We start from the raw sequence: 19192 nt of genomic DNA on the forward strand, positions 1-19192 counted from the left end.
TTCCGCCCACAAACTGTTATATTACATCCCTCACCATCTGTATGAGTCCTGTATTATATTTTCACAAAATACAAAACACACAGTGGCTTGACAAGATAATGAAAACGTTTTCTCGAATTTGTCTTATTGTTTTCCTTATACTCGAATAATATATTCGTGCGGTTGCGTTTTTATTTACGATCGATGCTCATTTTGTTAGACTAAACGATAGACAGCGATGCCAAACGTAGGGAGTGAACGAAGCGAATGATCACGATGAAGGACATCATCAAAGAGGGGCATCCGACATTGCGGAAAATCGCCGAACCCGTTCCGTTGCCGCCTTCAGAGGAAGATAAGCGCATTTTGCAAAGCTTGCTTGACTACGTGAAAATGAGCCAAGACCCGGAGCTGGCAGCGAAATACGGCCTGCGGCCCGGCATTGGCCTTGCCGCCCCGCAAATCAACGTCTCAAAGCGGATGATCGCCGTCCATGTCACCGATGAAAACGGGACGCTGTACAGCTACGCCTTGTTCAATCCGAAAATCGTCAGCCATTCCGTCCAGCAATGTTACTTGACGACCGGGGAAGGCTGCCTGTCGGTCGACCGCGACGTGCCGGGGTATGTGCCGCGCTATGCCCGCATCACGGTCACTGGGACGACGATCGACGGCGAAGAAGTCACACTGCGCTTAAAAGGGTTGCCGGCCATCGTCTTCCAACATGAAATCGATCATTTAAACGGCATTATGTTCTATGACCGCATCAACCCCGATGACCCGTTTCAAGTGCCGGACGGAGCGATTCCAATCGGGCGCTAAAAAGCCCGCTGTCAATGGCGAGCGGCCTCGCCGAAAAGGCCAAGGCCGCTTTTTATCGGATGAGCTGCAGCTGTTTCAATCCGTACCAAATGCCTTCCTTATCGACCGGCTTCGTAACGAAGTCGGCGACCCTTTTCACTTCCTCATGGGCGTTGCCCATCGCCACCCCGGTTCCGACAAACGACAGCATTTCAATATCATTCAATCCATCGCCGAACGCGTACACATCCTTCTTATCGATCCCGAGCTTTTCGATCATCATGCGGATGCCTTCCGCCTTCGAGCCCCCTGCCGGCAGCACATCCGTCGAGACGTCGTGCCAACGGACGAAGCGAAATTCGGGATAGTTGCGCACATACGGTTCTTCTTCCTCGGCGCGGCAAAACAGAAGCGCTTGGTAAATGTCTTTGTTCTCATAATAAAGAGGGTCGACAGGCGGGTGGGCGAATTTTAGGCTCGCCATGCTGACGTGGATGTGCGGATGGTCGCTGATGCTCGCTCTCATTTTCTCCGCATCCATAAAGACGAGCGGATGGCCGTTTTTGTGGGCTTCCTCCGTCAGCGCCCTGATTTTCTCGCGCCGGAGCGGCTGCTTGTATAGCACATTCCCTTCAAAAACGACGTATTGGCCGTTGAAACTGACGAACGAATCGATGCCAAGCTGTTTGCGCACATGCTCAAACATAAACGGAGCGCGTCCGGTGGCGATGGCGACATAAACGCCCGACTGCTTCAGGCGGCGAACCGCTTCGATCGTTGACAACGGCAGCTGCTTTTGCTCATCAAGAAGCGTGCCGTCGATGTCGAAAAAGACGATTTTTCTGCCCACGTTCACTTCCCCTTGTAAAAAAATTGTTCATTGTTTACCGTACTGAAAAACGCCCGGAATGTCAACCAAGAGGCACGATCTGTCCCATTTTTACCCATGAAAAACAAACCTCCGCCTACATATCATATAGAATAGAACATTTACTTTCACCGCAAAATGAGTACAATAAAAGGTAAGGAGTGATGAAACATGTTGAAAAAGCTGAAAAAAAAGCTGCTTCAACAGTGGAAAGACCTGCTCCGGAAAAAATTGATCGCCTGACCGTTACAACAACAGCCCTTCCATTCGAAGGGCTTCTTTCCCACTTTGGCGAATAAAGCGGGCAACATTCATCAAAGATGATGCATATCGTCGGCACATCTCACGCCTGTTTTTTGCTTTTGGCAACAAAATACATGAAAAGAACGTTACATTCTTATATAATAGATAGAGCAACCATTGTACGATAAGGAGAGATTTCACGATGATTTTCAAAGTGTTTTACCAAGAAAACGCAGACGAGGCGCCCGTGAGAGAAAAAACGAAAACACTCTACATCGAAGCAGAATCAGAGCGGGATGTACGCCGAAAACTCGAAGGCCGTCCGATCAATATTGAGTATATTCAGCCGTTAGAGGGAGCGCATCTAGAATACGAAAAGAAAAGCCCGAACTTTCAAGTATTGGAGATTTCATCATGAAGCTGTTGACAGACCAGCAAGTTGGCGTTTTTGCCCTCGGCGGACTGGGTGAAATCGGAAAAAATACATACGGCGTACAATTCCAAGACGAAATCATTGTCATTGACGCAGGCATTAAGTTTCCGGAAGATGAGCTGCTTGGGATCGACTATGTCATTCCAGACTACTCCTATTTAGTGAAGCACGCGGACAAAGTGAAAGGACTGTTCATCACCCACGGGCACGAAGACCATATCGGCGGCATTCCGTATTTGCTCCGGCAGGTGAACATCCCGATTTACGGCGGCAAATTAGCGCTTGGGCTGATTCGCAATAAGCTTGAGGAACATGGATTGTTGCGCCAAGCGAAACTCATTGAGATTCGCGAAGACGATGTCATCCGCTTCCAAAAAACGGCCGTCACCTTTTTCCGGACGACACACAGCATTCCGGACAGCTACGGTATTGTTGTGAAAACGCCAGTCGGGCAAATCGTTCACACTGGGGATTTTAAATTCGACTTTACGCCGGTCGGCGAGCCGGCCAATTTGACAAAAATGGCCGAAATTGGGAAAGAGGGAGTTCTTTGCCTGCTGTCGGACAGCACGAACAGCGAGATCCCGCATTTTACGATGTCGGAGCGGCGCGTCGGTGAAAGCATTCACGACATTTTCCGCAAGGTGGAAGGACGCATCATTTTCGCCACATTTGCATCCAACATCCACCGTCTCCAACAGGTGACGGAAGCAGCCGTCGCCAACAACCGAAAAATCGCTGTCTTCGGTCGAAGCATGGAAGCGGCGATTGAGATCGGACAAGACCTCGGCTATATCAAATGTCCGAAAGGCACGTTCGTCGACGCGAACGAAATCAACCGCCTGCCGGCCAACCGGGTGACGATTTTATGCACCGGCAGCCAAGGGGAGCCGATGGCCGCCTTGTCGCGCATCGCCAACGGCACGCACCGGCAAATTCAAATCATCCCGGGCGACACGGTCGTCTTTTCCTCATCGCCGATTCCGGGCAACACGGTGAGCGTCAACCGGACAATCAACATGCTGTACCGCGCCGGTGCAGAAGTCATCCATGGCCCGCTCAACGACATCCATACGTCCGGCCACGGTGGGCAGGAAGAACAAAAATTGATGATCCGGCTGATGAAGCCGAAATATTTCATGCCGATCCACGGCGAATACCGCATGCAAAAAATGCACGCCAAGCTCGCCATCGACTGCGGCGTGCCGGAGGAAAACTGCTTTATTATGGACAACGGCGAAGTGCTTGGCATCAGCGACAAAGAAGCGCGCATCGTCGGCAAGATCCCGTCCGGCTCCGTCTACATCGACGGCAGCGGTGTCGGCGACATCGGCAACATCGTCTTGCGCGACCGCCGCATTTTGTCTGAGGAAGGGCTCGTGATTGTCGTCGTCAGCATCAACATGAAAGAGTTCAAAATCGCCGCCGGCCCGGACATTATTTCTCGCGGCTTCGTCTATATGCGTGAGTCAGGTGACTTAATCAGCGAAGCGCAAGTGTTGATCTCCAAGCATCTCGAAAAAGTGCTGGAACGGAAAACGAACCAATGGTCGGAGATCAAAAACGAAATTACGGAAACGCTCGCTCCGTTCTTGTACGAGCGGACGAAACGGCGGCCAATGATTTTGCCGATCATCATGGAAATCTAAAGAAAAAAGGGCGTCCTTGCAAAAGGATGCCCTTTTTCCGTCATCATCATGCACAGGCCGCCTGCCAGCCGTCAACCGACCACTTTTTCCTCAAACCGGTCAATGTCGCTGTCAGCGCCGATGACGACCAACACGTCGCCTTTGCGGATGATTTCCGAAGCGAGCGGGGAGACGATGACGCTTGCTCCACGCTTGATGGCGACGATGTTGATGCCATAGCGGGCGCGGATGTCAAGCTCCAAAAGCGAATGGCCGTCAAGCCGCTCGCTTGCCACGATTTCGACAATGCTGTATTTGTCCGACAGCTCCAGATAATCTAGGACGTTGTTGGAAATCAAATTGTGAGCGATCCGCTCGCCCATGTCGCGCTCTGGATGCACGATTTGATCAGCGCCGATTTTTTTCAGCACTTTCTCATGGTAATCGTTCGTTGCCTTGACCGTAATATGGTTGACGCCGAGCTCTTTTAAAATCAGGGTCGTCAAAATGCTCGCCTGGATGTTGTCGCCGATCGCGACAATGACATGGTCGAAGTTGCGGATGCCTAAACTTTTCAGCACGTTTTCATCGGTCGTGTCGCCGACGACGGCGTGCGAAGCGATCGACGCAAATTCGTTTACCCGGTCTTCATCAATATCAATGGCCAATACTTCCATCCCTTGTTCGCTCAGCGTCCGGCAGATGCTGCCGCCAAAGCGCCCGAGGCCGATGACGGCAAACTGTTTCTTTTTCATTGACACTCCTCCATCGTTGATCAAGCATTGTTTCTTCCCCTTATTTTAGCAAAAAAGAAAAAGGAACGAAAACGTTCTTCGTTCCTTTTCCACCATTCCTTTACGCTATGCGATTTCGCCATTTCGCCAAAAACGGGCTGCCAGCGCACACAGTCCGAACGTTCGTCATCAGCGAAGTTTTTCTTCGACTTTTTGGCAAATCTCTTCTGCGGTGAGCCCGCTCGCTTCAATGACCGGACCGGACGTCACGATGTTGTGAATGCCGGCGATATTGGCGTCCAGGCCGGTAATGACGCAGCAGTCGCAGCCTCTTGCGTCTTGCTCCCCTCGGAGCGGCACAACGTCATATCCTCGCTCTTTCAACGCTTCCTGTACATCCGTCAACGATGGCTCAACACCAATTTTCGCCATCACAATCCACCTCCCCACACTCATTAATGTGTGTTGCTAGAGGCGGAACTATACTTCATTCTGCGTTTCCTTTCCATGAAAAATAGTCGATTAAAAACGCGATGGCGCGGTCGATCGCTTCCTCGTTCGGAACCAGTTTTGCATGGTGCAGCCCATATGGCGAATCAACACCGAGCCAAAACATAAATCCAGGAATTTCCGCCAACATATAGCCGAAATCTTCGCCAGTCATCGCTTCTTTGCAACGGATCACATTCACGCCGCCGTGCGCCTTGGCAAACTTCATAAATTCCGCTGTCAGATCCGGATCATTGTACACTTCATGGTACATGGCACCGTAATCGATGGATGTTTCACATTCGTACGCGACTTCAATGCCATGCACGATCGCTTCAATCCGCCGCTTCACCTTCTGCATCGCTGCAGTCGACAGCGTCCGAATCGTTCCTTCGAGCCGGGCGTGCTCCGCAATGACGTTTTGCACCGTCCCGCCGGCAATTTTCCCGATCGTAATGACCGCGCTGTCAAGCGGATCGACGTTGCGGGCGACGATCGACTGCAGCTGCGTCACCAATGCGCAGGCGGCGACGACCATGTCATTCGCTAAATGCGGAAACGCCGCGTGGCCACCTCTTCCCTTCAAATCAATAAACAGCTCCGACGTATTGGCAAACAGCAACCCTTCTTTCGTTGCAATCGTACCGACTGGATATTCCGGCGCAATATGCAAGGCGACGATCATATCCGGCTTCCATTCCCGCATGATGTCGCTTTCTAACATTGGCTTTGCTCCGCCCGGTCCTTCCTCGGCCGGCTGGAACACAAACAGCAAATCATCTTCCAATGGATGATGAGCAAAATGGGTGAGCACGCCAAGAGCGATGCTCATATGCACATCGTGGCCGCACGCGTGCATGTGCCCTTCATGTTTCGACCGATACGGCAAGCCGGTCTCCTCGCGAATCGGCAGCCCGTCCATATCGGCGCGGTAGCCGATCGTTTTGCGCGGCGATGTTCCGTTGACTTTGACGAAAATCCCGGTTTTCCACGTCCGGACTTGAAGCCGCTCTTGCGGCAGGGACTGGATATAGCGAAGCAAATATTGCTGCGTCTTAAACTCCTGAAACCCAAGCTCCGGAATTTGATGCAAGTCGCGGCGAATGGCGACAAATGGGCTGATCGCAGACATCGTCTCTCCTCCATGGGTAAAAAAGCTGTCCTCGTGTGAAGGGACAGCTTTTATGATGATTATAATTGGCGAAGCTCCTGCTTAATCTCCGTTTTCGCCCGCGTTTGCTCGTCGATCTGCTTAATGACGCGCGCCGGCACGCCGGCCACGACCGTATACGGCGGCACGTCTTCGACAACAACGGCGCCGGCAGCCACAACCGCTCCTTTGCCGACCGTGACGCCTTCCAAAATAACGGCATTCGCTCCGACGAGCACATCGTCTTCAATGACGACCGGCTTGGCTGATGGCGGCTCGATCACGCCTGCCAACACCGCGCCGGCGCCGATATGGCAGTTTTTCCCGACCGTCGCCCGGCCGCCGAGCACCGCGTTCATGTCGATCATCGTTCCTTCGCCGACGACGGCGCCGATATTGATGACCGCTCCCATCATAATGACGGCGTTGTCGCCGATTTCGACATGGTCGCGGATGATAGCGCCCGGCTCAATGCGCGCCTTGATGCCTTTCAAATCCAAAAGCGGAATGGCCGAGTTGCGGCGGTCGTTCTCGACGACATAGTCCTCGATTTTGTCTTGATTCGCTTCGATTGCCGCTTGAATGTCTTGCCATTCGCCAAACACGACGCCGACGTTGCCGGTAATAAACGTTTTCGCGCTTGAGCCGAAATCGATGCCTTCGAGATCCCCTTTTATGTATACTTTGACTGGTGTCGATTTTTTGCTGTTTTGAATAAAGGAAATGATTTCATTGGCGTCCATCATCTTCATGGGCGATATCCTCCTTTACACCTGTATTCTTTTTTACTTTAGCAAAACAGAGATCATTGTGACAAGCACAAATTCATCGAGCAAAATGCTGTAAATATCTTCTCGAAGGCTTGTACTTGCGGAAGTTGCCACGCAGCTTCCGAACTGATCAGCCAAAGCCAGCTGCTCTTGTTATTGCACACGATTACCTTTCTGCTCATTGTTCAGCCTCTTTTCGGCCTAGCTTCCGGCCGCCATTAGGCCTGTGCAGCTGTTTATTCAGTTGCTTCAGTACTTCCCGTCGAGTGAAAATGCCTGCAAAATAGCCGTCGTCATTTTCCACACACACGAACGGATGGTTGACAATAAGCCCCACTGCCTTCATCAGGCTGTCGTCAAGCCGCAGGCGCGGAATGTTTCGGTTCATCACTTCTTCGACCTTCATCGTCTCGAGACGTTCAAATTCGATGCGCTCCAATCCTAAAATTGCATCCATCATCATCGTCATGCTGATGAGCCCGTGAAGCTTATAAGATGTGTCCAATACCGGAATCGCCGAATAGCCGGTTTTCGTCAGGACGAGCAGCGCATGATCCAAATAATTTCCCGGCTGCACATGCGCCACTTTATCCGCCGGAATCAGAAATGGCTTGACAGTCATTTGCATGAATTCATTGTGTTCCCATGTCATGCCGATGTTCCGCCTTTCTTCTGCATCTTCTCCTCTCCACACTGTTATCATACCATAAAAAAGACTATCGCTTCCTGCGATAGCGATAGTGCACAACAATTTTTATCCTTCCTCTTCCTCTGTCAACAGGCGGTCGTATAAACGCAACAGCTGCCGGTACCGGTGTTCATCGACCTCCTTGTCTCCGTTTTCGATATCCGCCAGCTCGGAGCGGATGAGCTCGAGTGCATATTGCTGGCTGAACAAAACGTCAAGCAATAACGCCGCTTCCTCGCCCGACAGCCTTGTCGGCAGCCGCTTCGTCATCTCCATTCCCCCTTTGCCTCTTCCGCTTCCATATATATTCGCCGGCAAAGGAAAAAAGTCATGGAAAAAACCGTCATTTCCAAGCGACCAAAAAACGGTTTTCTCTCCTTAAAGCAGACAGATGCGTGATATTTTGTGCATGGCGGCCATCAAAAAAGGTGTCCCGCCTTGTTGGGACACCTTCCGTTCAATAATATCGAAGCGCCAAATAACCGATGGCAAACACAGCAAGCAAGACGGCGAGCACATACGCAAGCAATATCGGGTTGCGCAAATAGGCATGCTCCTCGACCGTTTTCGGGATCGGCCCGTCAAGCTCTCCTTGCCAGCGCTGCTGGCGGCCGAGACGGACCGTATAGATAAATCCAATCACCGCAATCAATACAGAAAGGACAGATAATACGAAAGTCAGCTGTGCCATACGTTTCACCTCATGCTTACTTTGCCGCAATGAGGCGATTTTATGCAGTCAATAATGGGCGTCATGCTCAAACAAATAGCTGTACGACAAGTCAATAAACAAGTAATGGCGCTCATCGATCGGATACGAATACGTCCGGATCGTTTCCCCTGTTTCAATATCCGTGTATAAATCGGACAAAATCCCTCTTCGGCGCGAGCGCATGCGAATAATGTTTTCCAAAAAATATGGGCGCCAGCTCCAGTTTTTCATATAATATTGCGGCTGAAGCTCCCACCGGCCGCCGCGCTTGAACATATTGCCCGACTGCTGGAAGCCGTCCTCATCACAAACATAAATGCGGAAGCAAACATCGTCGAGCTCGCCGGCCAACAGGGAAATGAGCTCGTTAAAATCGGCGGCTTTTTTGTATTTGCCAAGCAGCGCGCTGATCCGCTGCTGAAACTGCTCAGCAATTTGATACAGCGTTTCAAGCTTTTTCTTTTCCTGCTGGATGAAGCGATGGCACTCTTGGCGGAGCAAGTCTTTCAACAAATCGCGCGGCACAACCTCAGGCGCCGGCTTGGCCAAATAATACCCTTGATAATAGCGGCCGCCATGCCGCCAAGCATACTGAAGCTGAAATGACGTTTCGATGTCCTCATACAGGAGCGTCGCTCCGATTTTGCGCGCCAACAGCGAAATCGAGTGAACGATTTCCTGGTATGCTTGATGAACGGACGTTTTCCGCAATTCACGCAAATCGATTTTTAAAATGTCAGGCGACAAGACGCCGATTCGCTCAAGATGAATGCTATGTTCGGCGATGTTGTCGACCGCCACTTTAACGCCGTATGTACGAAGATACGTCAATAAATGGCTGAGCTGATCGACGTCTCCCTTGAAATGCTGCTCGTTGATTTCCAAAACGATGCGGCTTAGCGCCAACCCTTTCGCTTCGTAGGTGAGAAGCAGCTGCAAAAACGACTCGCCGCGGTCAAGCATCAGCAAGTTGGCATCACGGTTTAAAAAAATGAGCAACGTTTGATCATCAAGCGACAGAAAATAGTCGAGCGCCTTTTTCGTAACCACATCATCCACTTCGATGCGAAATTCTTCTGGAATGGTTTCATCGTGAAAAAACGGCCCAAGGCTGACCGGCCCTGTTTCCGTTTGAAACCGACCGAGCACTTCATAGCCGACGACCCCATGCTCATCGGCGCTGAAAATCGGTTGATAGTGCGGAATCACTTGCGGCAAGTTGGCCATAACGTCTAATGCATCCATCGTGCCCACCTCATTCCCATCGACCATCTTTGCCTTTATTATAGCATAATTGCCCAATCGTTCCTGACGTAAAAAAAGCGGCTCCCCTGACAGCAGGGAATCCGCTTGTGACAAAAGCCGTTACGTGCAATGAGCCGGTTGCCCGCGATAAATGAAGAAATACCGCCTGCAATCCCTTTTGGGTGAGGACCATCTTTCTTTACGGCAAATTTGAGTGAACTACCCACCACCTACGCTTCGCTTAGAGATGGGGGCTTCAAGCGACTTGTGTGTGTTCGCCGAACGGTAAGCCACACACAAGAACCCTTTACGCTTCCCTTCGTTCCGAAGGTGTCCGTTCTAGCCATATTCTATCCTATTCGTTGGCTAACGCCAACCGAATTCATCTCCCACTTTCACTTCGTTTCAAAGTGGGAGACTTCTTTCGGAAAGATGTTAAAACGGCCGCCGGTTCAGCCATTGGCCGCCGTCGACTGTGATGCAAGCGCCGTTAATGTAAGCGGCTTCATCCGAAAGCAAAAACGAGGCGACCGCCGCGATTTCTTCCGGCGTCCCGAGCCGCCCGAGCGGCACGCTTTCCAACGTCATCCGCTCCGCTTCCTCTGATTCCCAAAGCCGCTCCGCCCCGCCGGTCCGTTCGATCGGTCCGGGAGCGATCGCATTGACGCGGAAGCCGTACTTTTTCCCCCATTCCACAGCAAGCGTGCGCGTCATTGCCAGCACTCCAGCCTTGGCGCTCGCTGAATGAATGACCCCGGCGCCGGCATGCCAGGCATATGTCGCAACGATGTTGATAATGTTCCCTTTCAAGCCGAGCTGAATCCAGTAGTTGCCGACTTCCCGGCTGCAGTAAAACGTGCCGTTTAACACAATGTTAATGACGCTGTTCCAGCCGTTGATCGACAACTTTTCCGCCGGGCAAATGAAATTGCCCGCCGCATTGTTGATGAGGGCATCGATGCGGCCGAATTCCGCATCAGTCCGCTCCACCATGTGCGCCACTTGTTCCGGGTTGCGCACATCCATCGGGATCGTAAGCACTTTCCCTCCATCCGGCGCGGCGATTTCCCGCTTGGCCTCTTCGAGCGCCTCGGCCCGCCTTCCCGTAATGACGACGTTGGCCCCCTCAGAAACAAACCGCTTCGCCATATATTTCCCCATTCCGCTCGACCCGCCGGTCACAATGATCACTTTTCCGTTCATCCATTTCTCCTCCTAATGACTGATTACTCATTCATTTCTATCATATCATAAAATAGCGGAATATTCGAACATTATTGTTCCCCTATTGTCCTTCTCTCCCCCTTTTCGTTATAATAAAGCTACTTGTGAAAGGACGGCGAAACGATGCACCATATCGAAACAACCAAACTAAGCCGGCGCGCCTTTTTGAAAAAGCTGGCGCGCACAAGTTTCAGCGCAGCGCTGGCGATGGCAGCCGCCTCTGGCTACGCCCGCTGGATTGAGCCAGCCGAGCTGACCGTGACGCACCATGCACTGTCGCATCCGCTGATCCCAAAGTCGTTTGCCGGCGTCAAGCTGCTGCAGTTCAGTGATCTCCATCTCGGCCATTATTACGGCTTGGAACGCTTTTACCGCATCATGGGCCGCATCAACGAACTCGGGCCCGATCTCGTCGTATTCACAGGCGATCTGCTCCATGAGGCGAACCGGTATCCGCACGTCGACGCGGTCGCTGAGGCGTTGGCCGGCGTCCGCGCTCCTCTTGGGAAATTTTGTATTTACGGAAACCATGATCACGGCGGCTATGGAACAGATATTTACCGTCGATTGATGGAACGAGCCGGGTTCCGCGTTCTCGTCAATGAGCATGCACTCGTCCGGCGCGGCCACGGGGCGATCGCGATCGCCGGCAGCGACGATATGATGCTCGGACGCCCGGACTGGTCGAAAATGACGAACGGCATTCCGCGGGCGACATATACGATCGCCCTCGTTCATGAGCCGGACGGTGCCATTGAGGCTCGCCGCTTCCCTATTCACGTTCAACTGTCTGGCCATAGCCACGGCGGGCAAATTCAGTTGCCGTTTATCGGGCCGCTTATCACGCCGCCGTTGTCTGAGCGGTATTATGAAGGGTTTTACCACGTCGGCGGACTCTTGTTGTACGTCAACCGCGGCCTTGGCACGACGCGGGTGCCGCTTCGCTTCTTCGCTCCGCCGGAGTTGACCGTTTTTTCGCTTACCCCCGGCTAGAAGTAGGACAAACCGGCCAACAACGCTGCTTCCTATGTTATAATAGAAAGAAAAAAGGAGACATGCCGATGAAACCGTTGCAATTGACGGTCGACAATATTGCCAAAGCGATTTTTACCGTCAACCGCCATGCGAAAACCGCGTTGAATCCTGCATTCCTTTATCTTCTAAAGAAAAAGGCGATTGAAAAGCTGCTCGAGGAGGGGAAGGCGAAAAAAGTGGGCCTCCATTTTTCCCGCAATCCGAAATACAGCCAACAACAATCCGACGTGCTTGTCGCCGTCGGCGACTACTACTTCCACATCCCACCGACAAAACAAGATTTCGCCGCCCTTCCGCACCTTGGCGCTCTCAACGATTCATACCGCAACCCTCCAGCTCGGATGCCGCTGTCAGAGGCAAAAGCCATTCTCATGGCCTACACCGGATTAAAAGAAAAGCCGGAACAAAAGCCGAAACGGCTGACAAAACCCGTATTTAAACGACTCGGCGACCGCTATTAAGCGGACGCCTGTTTTTTCAACAAGGGGGGCATCTTAGCACCGAGCCGGCAGCAGAAACATCGATCTCTCTTTTGTTTCACCCTGTTTTTTCACCAATCCTAAAAATACCCGAACTCCAAAATGTGTAAAGTGGCAGCGCTCAATATAGGGACATGTTCATCCTTCTGCTGATGACGAATTTTTTTGTGGCTCTTCACCAAAAGTTGTACTTGATTTTTTCTGAACATACCCTATTTACGCTTGTGAGGGAAAATCAACAAATCAGTGATTTTTGCACATCTTTGTGCAGGAAACCGTATTGCTTGTCAAGTACATGTTGTGGTGAAGAGCCAATATCCGTAAGGCTTCTCCGTTTGAGGAAAAACAGGATTGAGCCGCCTTCCCTGTTCAATCACCAGTCCTCTAAAGGAGCACAAATGCTGCTTGAGCCTCTCCGCTTCAAGCGGCATGCCGATTTCCGCCATCGCCTTGAGCGCGCGAACGCGAAGCTCCAACTCATCGGATGCCAACAGCTCCAGCAAAAACGACCGCTCCTCGCGCCGGCGGATGCCGATCATATCCACGAACGCGCATTTCCCCGCCCGCGTCAGCTCATCAAATCGCTGTTCCACCTGTCGAAGCAGCCGCTCGCTCATATGGCCAAAAATAACTCGGTACGCAAACTCGGTCAATTCATATTTCGGCTCAAGCACGTAGGCCACCACTGAGCTATAGTCAAATCGGGCGAAAATCGTCAACAGTTTTGCTTCTTCTCCTCTCGTCACCCGGTCGGAGAGGTACAACCGCTCCATCTCCGGCAGCATCGCCTTCATCTGCAAATCCTCGATCAGAAACAGTGCGTTCATCCGCTCGCTCCAATCCCGGCTTGACAACCGGCGGCGCAGCCATCCTTGAAAATGCTTTTCCGCCAATGTTCGGATTCTCTCCTGCACCTTTTCTCCTTTCAAGAGCGAAGCGAAATGGTCAAGAAGCTCCATCATCGCCTCACGCTCAAGCGGCGAAGACGGCAACGGCAGCTCTTCCTCTTCGCCGAGCACATAACGAAACAGCGGAAGATGGAACCGCTTCTTCAAAACCCTGATCTCTGCCTGGCGTCTATTTTCCCTCCATTTTCGCACCACCAAATAGAGAAAGAGGTTTACTAACAGTGCAAGGAAAACAATCGTTGCGGCTAAGGCAGAAAAAAGCGCCATCACTCCTCCAACTCCTTCAACAGCCGGCGCAGCCGCGCCTCAAGCTCAAGCCATTTAAACGGCTTTGTCACATACTCGTCCGCTCCTCGGTTCAGCGCATGGGCAATATCCCGCTCATCTTGGCGCGACGTCAGCATCATCACCTTGTATGGCTTTCGCTCTTGACGGAGGCGGTTCAGCACTTCAAGGCCGTCCATTTTTGGCATCACCCGATCCAAAATGACGACAGATTGCCGCCCGCTTTGATAAAACGGAGATTCGAGAAACGAAAGGCCGTCGCCAAACTCGTAAATGTCTGCTTTCCTCCCCTGTTCATTGACGAGCTTGCGGACAAGATCAGCAATCATCATCCGCACGAGTTCATCGTCGTCTACGATGGCAATCGCCCATCGCCACCGATCCGTTGATGCTTGGCTTGGGGCCTCATCCGAAAAACCGCTTTTCTCACGCGCCGCCTCTTCGATCCGATTGCCGCCGCCTCGTTTCGCCGCATACAGCGCCTTGTCGGCCAGACGCAGCCAATAGTCAAGCGGCCGATCCGGTTCATCGCACTCAACCAGGCCGGCGGAAAACGTACATGATAGGAGTGCGCCATCCGCTTCGACTTTTTCGGCGGCGAACTGGCGTTGCAGCCGCTCAAGCACTGCACGAGCCTCGCTTTTGGACGTTTTGGCCAGCCAAACGACAAACTCTTCGCCCCCCAAGCGAACGACCGTATCCACTCCACGTGTATGTTGGCGCAAAAAGGCAGCCAGCTTTTGCAATACCGCATCGCCTGCAAGGTGGCCGAAACGGTCATTGACTTGTTTGAAATGGTCCAAATCAAGCAACGCCAAACAGCTTGGCGCTCCGTAACGCTCGAGGTCGCTCCGAAGGCGGGCGTATACCCGCGGCAAATACTTCCGGTTGTACACACCTGTCAATTCGTCAATGAGCACAAGGTCATCGATTTTTCGTTTTTTTTCAATGAGCCGGCGAACGCGAACGAACAGCTCATCTGCCGCTGGGGTGGTGATGACATCATCCGCGCCAAGCTCATAACCTTTCAACCGCCCCTCTTTGCCCTCGTCTCTCCTTACAATGACAACAGGAAGATAGGGGCGCTGTCCGGCGCGCTCAAGCAAAACCGTCAAGTCCGGATTCTCCCACTCTCCCTCCTTCACGCTGACGATGATGCAATCCGGGCTGAGACGAAACATCGACGCGGCCGCCTGCTCAAGGGAGGGAATCGTCGTGAAACGCCATGGCACGGTTTGCAGGGCGCCGCGGACGTAAGCAAAAAACAGGGGATCATTTCCACAGAGGAGAATCGCTGCTTTCGGCCCTTGGCGGTGCGAAGAGGGAATGGCGGCAGAAGCCGCTTCCCCGGCTTCATAGAAGCAGCGAAGGAGAGAAACCATCTCCATCAGCGCCTCCTCCGCTGTCCATTGCCGTTTTGTTTGGCCGTTCAATCGATGAATGAGCCGCTCTGCTTCAGCAGCGATGTCGCTGCGACCAATCACCGCCGCCGTCCGGCCGACAGCATTGAAAAATCGGGCCAATTCCCCACCGTCAAGCGGCGGCCCCGCCCTCCATCGTTCGTATTGTTCATGGATGCGATCCAACAACGAGGCGACAGATCGATCCATATTCCCTCTCCTTTCGATCATCGTTCCGTTTTTCCCAACCGACTGACATCCTCCTTTTTTCCTATTACTAATATAATCAATCCAAGCAAAAAAATTAAAAGAAAAGACGCGCAACAGCCAACAATTCTTTAGCCGCATAAAAAAGCCGCTGCCTTTTTGCAACGGCTTTGTTCAATACAAAAAGTCCAATAGGCGTCGGTCAGCTAAATTCGTGTCAACCGGGCAGACTTCTGCATCACGTCCGTACTGCCACACCCAGACATTCGCGCTGCAAGGCGGGGCAGCCGGCTGATAGCGCGGCGCTTTCTGCTCTTTCGTCGTTCCCGGCCTTGGTGCGGCGCTCCAAATGACCGCCTGCACCGCCACTTGGTTGTTCCGGCTGACCGCCTCGCAATAGGCAGCGGCGAAATCCCCTTTCGTCGGGTCCGCGTACAGCCCCGGCCGGTATCCGGTCGGATAGAGCGTTTCCACCCAAGCAGCGATCCAAGCGGCATCCACAGCGAAAAAGTCTTCGATGTTGGCAAACAGCAGTTTATTTTTCGGAATGCCGAGCCGCCGCGCATGGAACACCGCGTTGCGCGCCGCCACCTGACCGTTCGCATAGCCGACCGCTTCGCGGAAGGCGTTATAAATCGGCAGCACCTTCACGCCATAGTTGCGGATGCGGGCGATCTCGTCGCGTGTCAACCCTTCGGACACGTTCGGCACTTCCGACAAATAACGGCCCCAAAATTTCGGATAGCCAAGCTCCGTCCGCACGCATTGAAACAGCTGATCCGTTACGGCTTGCGCCGAGTCGACGCCCCAAATTCCTCTTGCCATCGGTTCCCCTCCTTCGCGCTTACGCTGCCGTCATGATGTAATTATGTATATGAGGGGAACAGCCCGTTTTATACGGCTACTGGCGGCGCTCTCGCTCCTCCTTCGCCCAGTCGCCTTTCAACAACTGAAACCAACCGTTGCGCTTAAACCAGACGAACATCGTCATGCCGATCACCGCCATGGCGGCCAATACAACAAAGTATCCGTACTTCCAGTGCAATTCAGGCATATAATCAAAGTTCATCCCATAAATGCCGGCAATAAAGGAGAGCGGCATGAAAATGGTCGTAATGGCTGTAAATGTCATCATAATATTGTTCATTCGATTCGAGTTGAGCGATAAATAGCTGTCGCGGATATCCGCGGTAATTTCTCGGTTTGTCTCAATCATTTCCGACAGCTTCAGCAAATGATCATAAATGTCATGAAAGTACAGCTGCCGTTCTTTCATGCGCTGCAGCCGGTCGGAGTGGATGATGCGGTACAACAAGTCGCGCATCGGCACGATCGTTCGGCGCAGCTTCGATAAATCACCGCGAATGTCAAACACTTTTTCAATAATGTCGTGAATCGGTTCATTGTTCGTATTCTCCTCTAAATCGTTCAGCACGTCTTCAATATGGTAAAGCGGTGGAAAATAATCATCCACAAGCTTGTCGATCAGCCGGTACATGACGTGAAACGGCCCCTGCTGAACATCTTCTTCATGCTTCAATCGCTCCCACACCTCGTCGACGGCATGAATCGGCGACTTATGAAACGAAACGATGAAGTTTTGCCCGACAAACAAATCGACTTCCTCAGCCTCCAGCGTCATCCCGGCAATGGCATGAAGCACAACAAACAAGTAGCGGTCATAAAAATCGAGCTTCGGCCGCTGCACATATTCGAGACAGTCTTCAATCGCCAGTGGGTGAAAACGGAAAAAGGAGGCGAGCAGCGCCGATTCCTCATCCGTCGGCTCATGAAAGTCAACCCAATACCATGAGACATCCGGGCTGTTGACAAGCGTTACGTCAACATCATACAAAATCTCAAATTCTTTTGTCACGACACACGTGCGAATCATCGCCATCACCTTTGCCTTGTTCTCCTCTTATCATAACCGAAAAACTGTTAAGCCCCAACAAAAAACGGGTATAAAAATCATGTAGAGAAAAAATTGACAAAAAATATTTATCTAAATTTTCTTTACATTAGCATCAAAAACGACGATAATATAAGAAAGGGAACTGTTTCGTTCCCATATGGGAGGGACTGAATCATGTACGAAAAACAATACCCGAATGAAGGCACCGTTTTGTTCAACCAGCCGGAAGAAAAAAGCAGCTACGGACCGATGGCCGAACAAGTGCTGAAAGAAGCGATCTTCCAGTTTCAAAGAAAAAAACTGATGGAACAAATTGATGAAGCGCTCGCGGCCGGTGACAAGCCGTTGTTTTTCAAGCTTTCCGCCCAATATAACGACCTGTTGAAAAAATACGGCGCGTAAAAGGAGCGAACGAAGTTGGAAAGTGAATCGTCGATGACCGAGTGAGCCCCATTTCCGTTTGTGGGAACCATCCGGACGGAAAGGGGCTCATTTTTGTTTTTTCGTTTTCCTCGCCAATGGTACAATAGAAACAAAAAAGAAAGGTGGACAACCGTGAAACACCTCATTCAACCACGTGTTCAAGCCATTCAGTTATCAGGCATCCGCCAATTTTTCAACCTTGTCGCCGACCGGCCGGGACTTGTTTCCTTGACGATCGGCCAGCCTGATTTCCCAACGCCCGATCATGTCAAAGCAGCCGCTCAGGAGGCGATCGCCGCCGATTTCACGACGTATACAGCGAACGCCGGCCTGCTGGAACTGCGCCAGGCGGCTTGCCAATTCGTCGCTGACAAGTACGGCCTTCGCTACACGCCGGACGAAGTCATCGCCACCGTCGGCGCCAGCCAAGCGCTTGATATCGCATTTCGCACGATTTTGGAGGAAGGGACGGAAGTGCTTCTTCCCGCACCCGTCTATCCTGGCTATGAACCGCTCATCCGCCTGTGCGGAGCGAAACCGGTGTACATCGACACAAGGCCAAACGGTTTCCGTCTCTCGGCTGAGCTCATTGCGCCTTATTTGACGGAAAAGACGCGCTGCCTCGTTCTTCCATACCCATCAAATCCAACCGGGACGGCGCTGTCAGCCGAAGAGCTTGAGAACATCGCTTCCCTTTTGAAAGGACGGCCAATTTGGATCGTTTCCGATGAAATTTACAGCGAGCTCGTTTACCACGGACGCCATCACTCGATCGCCGAGTGGCTGCCGGAGCAGACGATCGTCATCAACGGTTTAAGCAAATCGCACTCCATGACCGGTTGGCGCATCGGGTTTGTCTTCGCTCCAGCGTTCGCCGTTGAACAAATGGTGAAAGTGCACCAATACAGCGTCTCGTGCACGTCATCGATCAGCCAAAAAGCGGCGGTGGAGGCGCTGACCGCCGGCAAAAACGACGCCGAGGTGATGCGCGCCGCCTACGCCGAGCGGCTTGAGTATGCCTACAGTCGTCTCACCGCCATGGGGCTGCCGGTTGAGAAGCCGGATGGAGCCTTTTACTTGTTTCCGTCAATCGCCGCCTTTGGCATGTCTTCGTTTGATTTTGCCCTCGATGTCGTCGAAAACGCCGGCGTCGCCCTCGTTCCCGGCAGCGCCTTTTCTGAATACGGTGAAGGCCATGTCCGCCTGTCGTACGCTTATTCGCTCGATGTGCTCAAAGAAGGGCTTGACCGGCTCGAGCGGTATATCCAAACGAAGCGCCGCAGACCGTAACGGTTTTCAAAAATCGTATCGGTTTAGGCCGCCATGCCCCCATAAGAAAAAGGCTGCTGGCTCTTCACCACAACATGTACTTGACAAGCAATACGGTTTCCTGCACAAAGATGTGCAAAAATCACTGATTTGTTGATTTTCCCTCACAAGCGTAAATAGGGTATGTTCAGAAAAAATCAAGTACAACTTTTGATGAAGAGCCAGGCTGCTTTTCTTTCGACTTTTGTTCACCATTGGCTTTAGGGGAATATGCAAGAAAAGGGTGTCCCAAAAGGATCGGGACACC

Annotated in this window: 22 protein-coding genes; 8 read left to right on the top strand and 14 right to left on the bottom strand. The window is 52.1% G+C overall.

The features are described 5' to 3' along the window. Positions 1-246 precede the first annotated feature (246 nt). Positions 247-801, top strand: coding sequence for a peptide deformylase (def, locus tag GZ1_RS09270; protein WP_011230557.1), 555 nt, complete (start codon positions 247-249; stop codon positions 799-801). A 52-nt stretch (positions 802-853) separates the two neighbouring features. On the opposite strand, the gene GZ1_RS09275 is transcribed toward def, so the two are convergent. After that, a complete protein-coding gene (locus GZ1_RS09275) occupies positions 854-1636 on the bottom strand; it encodes a Cof-type HAD-IIB family hydrolase (RefSeq protein WP_015374335.1) in 783 nt (260 codons plus the stop codon). A 176-nt stretch (positions 1637-1812) separates the two neighbouring features. On the opposite strand from GZ1_RS09275, the gene GZ1_RS19600 reads away from it, so the two are divergent. From GZ1_RS19600 to rnjA, 3 genes are all read left to right on the top strand, one after another. Continuing rightward, entirely contained in the window at positions 1813-1947 is a 135-nt protein-coding gene (locus GZ1_RS19600) for a hypothetical protein (protein ID WP_014195339.1), read from the top strand. A 146-nt stretch (positions 1948-2093) separates the two neighbouring features. Then, positions 2094-2309, top strand: coding sequence for a DNA-dependent RNA polymerase subunit epsilon (locus GZ1_RS09280; RefSeq protein WP_011230554.1), 216 nt, complete (start codon positions 2094-2096; stop codon positions 2307-2309). After that, positions 2306-3973 (top strand): ribonuclease J1, encoded by a 1668-nt coding sequence (gene rnjA / locus GZ1_RS09285; protein WP_011230553.1) that lies wholly within the window; start codon positions 2306-2308, stop codon positions 3971-3973. The genes GZ1_RS09280 and rnjA overlap by 4 nt, the downstream gene beginning before the upstream one ends. A gap of 71 nt (positions 3974-4044) precedes the next feature. On the opposite strand, the gene GZ1_RS09290 is transcribed toward rnjA, so the two are convergent. The 9 genes from GZ1_RS09290 to fadH all read right to left on the bottom strand — a co-directional run bounded on the left by GZ1_RS09290 (position 4045) and on the right by fadH (position 10943). Further along, positions 4045-4707 (bottom strand): potassium channel family protein, encoded by a 663-nt coding sequence (locus tag GZ1_RS09290; RefSeq protein WP_013145901.1) that lies wholly within the window; start codon positions 4705-4707, stop codon positions 4045-4047. Positions 4708-4875: 168 nt separating this feature from the next. Next, complete coding sequence (locus GZ1_RS09295; RefSeq protein WP_011230551.1) at positions 4876-5118, bottom strand: YkuS family protein; 243 nt, start codon at positions 5116-5118, stop codon at positions 4876-4878. Between the two features lie 55 nt (positions 5119-5173). After that, positions 5174-6307 (bottom strand): N-acetyldiaminopimelate deacetylase, encoded by a 1134-nt coding sequence (locus GZ1_RS09300; RefSeq protein WP_015374334.1) that lies wholly within the window; start codon positions 6305-6307, stop codon positions 5174-5176. A 59-nt stretch (positions 6308-6366) separates the two neighbouring features. After that, on the bottom strand, positions 6367-7077 hold the full coding sequence (gene dapD, locus GZ1_RS09305; protein ID WP_011230549.1) for a 2,3,4,5-tetrahydropyridine-2,6-dicarboxylate N-acetyltransferase: 711 nt from the start codon (positions 7075-7077) through the stop codon (positions 6367-6369). 196 nt (positions 7078-7273) lie between these two features. Next, on the bottom strand, positions 7274-7747 hold the full coding sequence (gene cbpB / locus GZ1_RS09310; RefSeq protein WP_011230548.1) for a cyclic-di-AMP-binding protein CbpB: 474 nt from the start codon (positions 7745-7747) through the stop codon (positions 7274-7276). A gap of 102 nt (positions 7748-7849) precedes the next feature. Beyond that, positions 7850-8053 (bottom strand): antirepressor AbbA, encoded by a 204-nt coding sequence (abbA, locus tag GZ1_RS09315; RefSeq protein ID WP_013145903.1) that lies wholly within the window; start codon positions 8051-8053, stop codon positions 7850-7852. Between the two features lie 187 nt (positions 8054-8240). After that, the gene (locus tag GZ1_RS09320; protein WP_013145904.1) at positions 8241-8474 is read right to left on the bottom strand and encodes a hypothetical protein; all 234 of its coding nucleotides are present in this window, start codon (positions 8472-8474) and stop codon (positions 8241-8243) included. A gap of 48 nt (positions 8475-8522) precedes the next feature. Continuing rightward, entirely contained in the window at positions 8523-9740 is a 1218-nt protein-coding gene (locus GZ1_RS09325) for an EAL domain-containing protein (protein ID WP_015374332.1), read from the bottom strand. A gap of 435 nt (positions 9741-10175) precedes the next feature. Next, positions 10176-10943 (bottom strand): 2,4-dienoyl-CoA reductase, encoded by a 768-nt coding sequence (fadH, locus tag GZ1_RS09330; RefSeq protein WP_060788368.1) that lies wholly within the window; start codon positions 10941-10943, stop codon positions 10176-10178. A gap of 144 nt (positions 10944-11087) precedes the next feature. Here fadH and GZ1_RS09335 point away from each other — a divergent pair, with 144 nt between their 5' ends. Together GZ1_RS09335 and GZ1_RS09340 are read left to right on the top strand one after the other, a co-directional pair. Then, complete coding sequence (locus GZ1_RS09335; protein WP_015374331.1) at positions 11088-11957, top strand: metallophosphoesterase; 870 nt, start codon at positions 11088-11090, stop codon at positions 11955-11957. Between the two features lie 68 nt (positions 11958-12025). Continuing rightward, complete coding sequence (locus GZ1_RS09340) at positions 12026-12460, top strand: YkyB family protein (protein ID WP_015374330.1); 435 nt, start codon at positions 12026-12028, stop codon at positions 12458-12460. Positions 12461-12765: 305 nt separating this feature from the next. On the opposite strand, the gene GZ1_RS09345 is transcribed toward GZ1_RS09340, so the two are convergent. The 4 genes from GZ1_RS09345 to corA form a co-directional block, all read right to left on the bottom strand. Beyond that, positions 12766-13533 carry a hypothetical protein gene (locus GZ1_RS09345; protein WP_015374329.1) on the bottom strand — a complete coding sequence of 256 codons (768 nt, stop codon included), beginning with the start codon at positions 13531-13533 and terminating at the stop codon, positions 12766-12768. 119 nt (positions 13534-13652) lie between these two features. Then, positions 13653-15281: a diguanylate cyclase gene (locus tag GZ1_RS09350; protein WP_060788369.1), complete on the bottom strand. Its 1629-nt coding sequence runs from the start codon at positions 15279-15281 to the stop codon at positions 13653-13655. A gap of 171 nt (positions 15282-15452) precedes the next feature. Continuing rightward, on the bottom strand, positions 15453-16103 hold the full coding sequence (locus tag GZ1_RS09355; protein ID WP_015374328.1) for a glycoside hydrolase domain-containing protein: 651 nt from the start codon (positions 16101-16103) through the stop codon (positions 15453-15455). 76 nt (positions 16104-16179) lie between these two features. Then, positions 16180-17178, bottom strand: a complete 999-nt coding sequence (corA, locus tag GZ1_RS09360) for a magnesium/cobalt transporter CorA (RefSeq protein ID WP_033005298.1) — start codon at positions 17176-17178, stop codon at positions 16180-16182. A 189-nt stretch (positions 17179-17367) separates the two neighbouring features. On the opposite strand from corA, the gene GZ1_RS09365 reads away from it, so the two are divergent. Beyond that, positions 17368-17595: an IDEAL domain-containing protein gene (locus GZ1_RS09365; RefSeq protein WP_015374326.1), complete on the top strand. Its 228-nt coding sequence runs from the start codon at positions 17368-17370 to the stop codon at positions 17593-17595. 153 nt (positions 17596-17748) lie between these two features. Next, complete coding sequence (locus tag GZ1_RS09370) at positions 17749-18906, top strand: aminotransferase A (RefSeq protein ID WP_013145914.1); 1158 nt, start codon at positions 17749-17751, stop codon at positions 18904-18906. Positions 18907-19192: the final 286 nt, after the last annotated feature.

It is taken from the genome of Geobacillus zalihae NBRC 101842 (assembly GCF_001544135.1).
In the GTDB taxonomy this organism is placed as follows: domain Bacteria; phylum Bacillota; class Bacilli; order Bacillales; family Anoxybacillaceae; genus Geobacillus; species Geobacillus zalihae.

Coding starts and splice junctions, on each gene's coding strand:
- def (WP_011230557.1), top strand. CDS start 247: ATGATCACGATGAAGGACATCATCAAAGAGGGGCATCCGACATTGCGG.
- GZ1_RS19600 (WP_014195339.1), top strand. CDS start 1,813: ATGAAACATGTTGAAAAAGCTGAAAAAAAAGCTGCTTCAACAGTGGAA.
- GZ1_RS09280 (WP_011230554.1), top strand. CDS start 2,094: ATGATTTTCAAAGTGTTTTACCAAGAAAACGCAGACGAGGCGCCCGTG.
- rnjA (WP_011230553.1), top strand. CDS start 2,306: ATGAAGCTGTTGACAGACCAGCAAGTTGGCGTTTTTGCCCTCGGCGGA.
- GZ1_RS09290 (WP_013145901.1), bottom strand. CDS start 4,707: ATGAAAAAGAAACAGTTTGCCGTCATCGGCCTCGGGCGCTTTGGCGGC.
- GZ1_RS09295 (WP_011230551.1), bottom strand. CDS start 5,118: ATGGCGAAAATTGGTGTTGAGCCATCGTTGACGGATGTACAGGAAGCG.
- GZ1_RS09300 (WP_015374334.1), bottom strand. CDS start 6,307: ATGTCTGCGATCAGCCCATTTGTCGCCATTCGCCGCGACTTGCATCAA.
- dapD (WP_011230549.1), bottom strand. CDS start 7,077: ATGAAGATGATGGACGCCAATGAAATCATTTCCTTTATTCAAAACAGC.
- cbpB (WP_011230548.1), bottom strand. CDS start 7,747: ATGACATGGGAACACAATGAATTCATGCAAATGACTGTCAAGCCATTT.
- abbA (WP_013145903.1), bottom strand. CDS start 8,053: ATGACGAAGCGGCTGCCGACAAGGCTGTCGGGCGAGGAAGCGGCGTTA.
- GZ1_RS09320 (WP_013145904.1), bottom strand. CDS start 8,474: ATGGCACAGCTGACTTTCGTATTATCTGTCCTTTCTGTATTGATTGCG.
- GZ1_RS09325 (WP_015374332.1), bottom strand. CDS start 9,740: ATGGATGCATTAGACGTTATGGCCAACTTGCCGCAAGTGATTCCGCAC.
- fadH (WP_060788368.1), bottom strand. CDS start 10,943: ATGAACGGAAAAGTGATCATTGTGACCGGCGGGTCGAGCGGAATGGGG.
- GZ1_RS09335 (WP_015374331.1), top strand. CDS start 11,088: ATGCACCATATCGAAACAACCAAACTAAGCCGGCGCGCCTTTTTGAAA.
- GZ1_RS09340 (WP_015374330.1), top strand. CDS start 12,026: ATGAAACCGTTGCAATTGACGGTCGACAATATTGCCAAAGCGATTTTT.
- GZ1_RS09350 (WP_060788369.1), bottom strand. CDS start 15,281: ATGGATCGATCTGTCGCCTCGTTGTTGGATCGCATCCATGAACAATAC.
- GZ1_RS09355 (WP_015374328.1), bottom strand. CDS start 16,103: ATGGCAAGAGGAATTTGGGGCGTCGACTCGGCGCAAGCCGTAACGGAT.
- corA (WP_033005298.1), bottom strand. CDS start 17,178: ATGGCGATGATTCGCACGTGTGTCGTGACAAAAGAATTTGAGATTTTG.
- GZ1_RS09365 (WP_015374326.1), top strand. CDS start 17,368: ATGTACGAAAAACAATACCCGAATGAAGGCACCGTTTTGTTCAACCAG.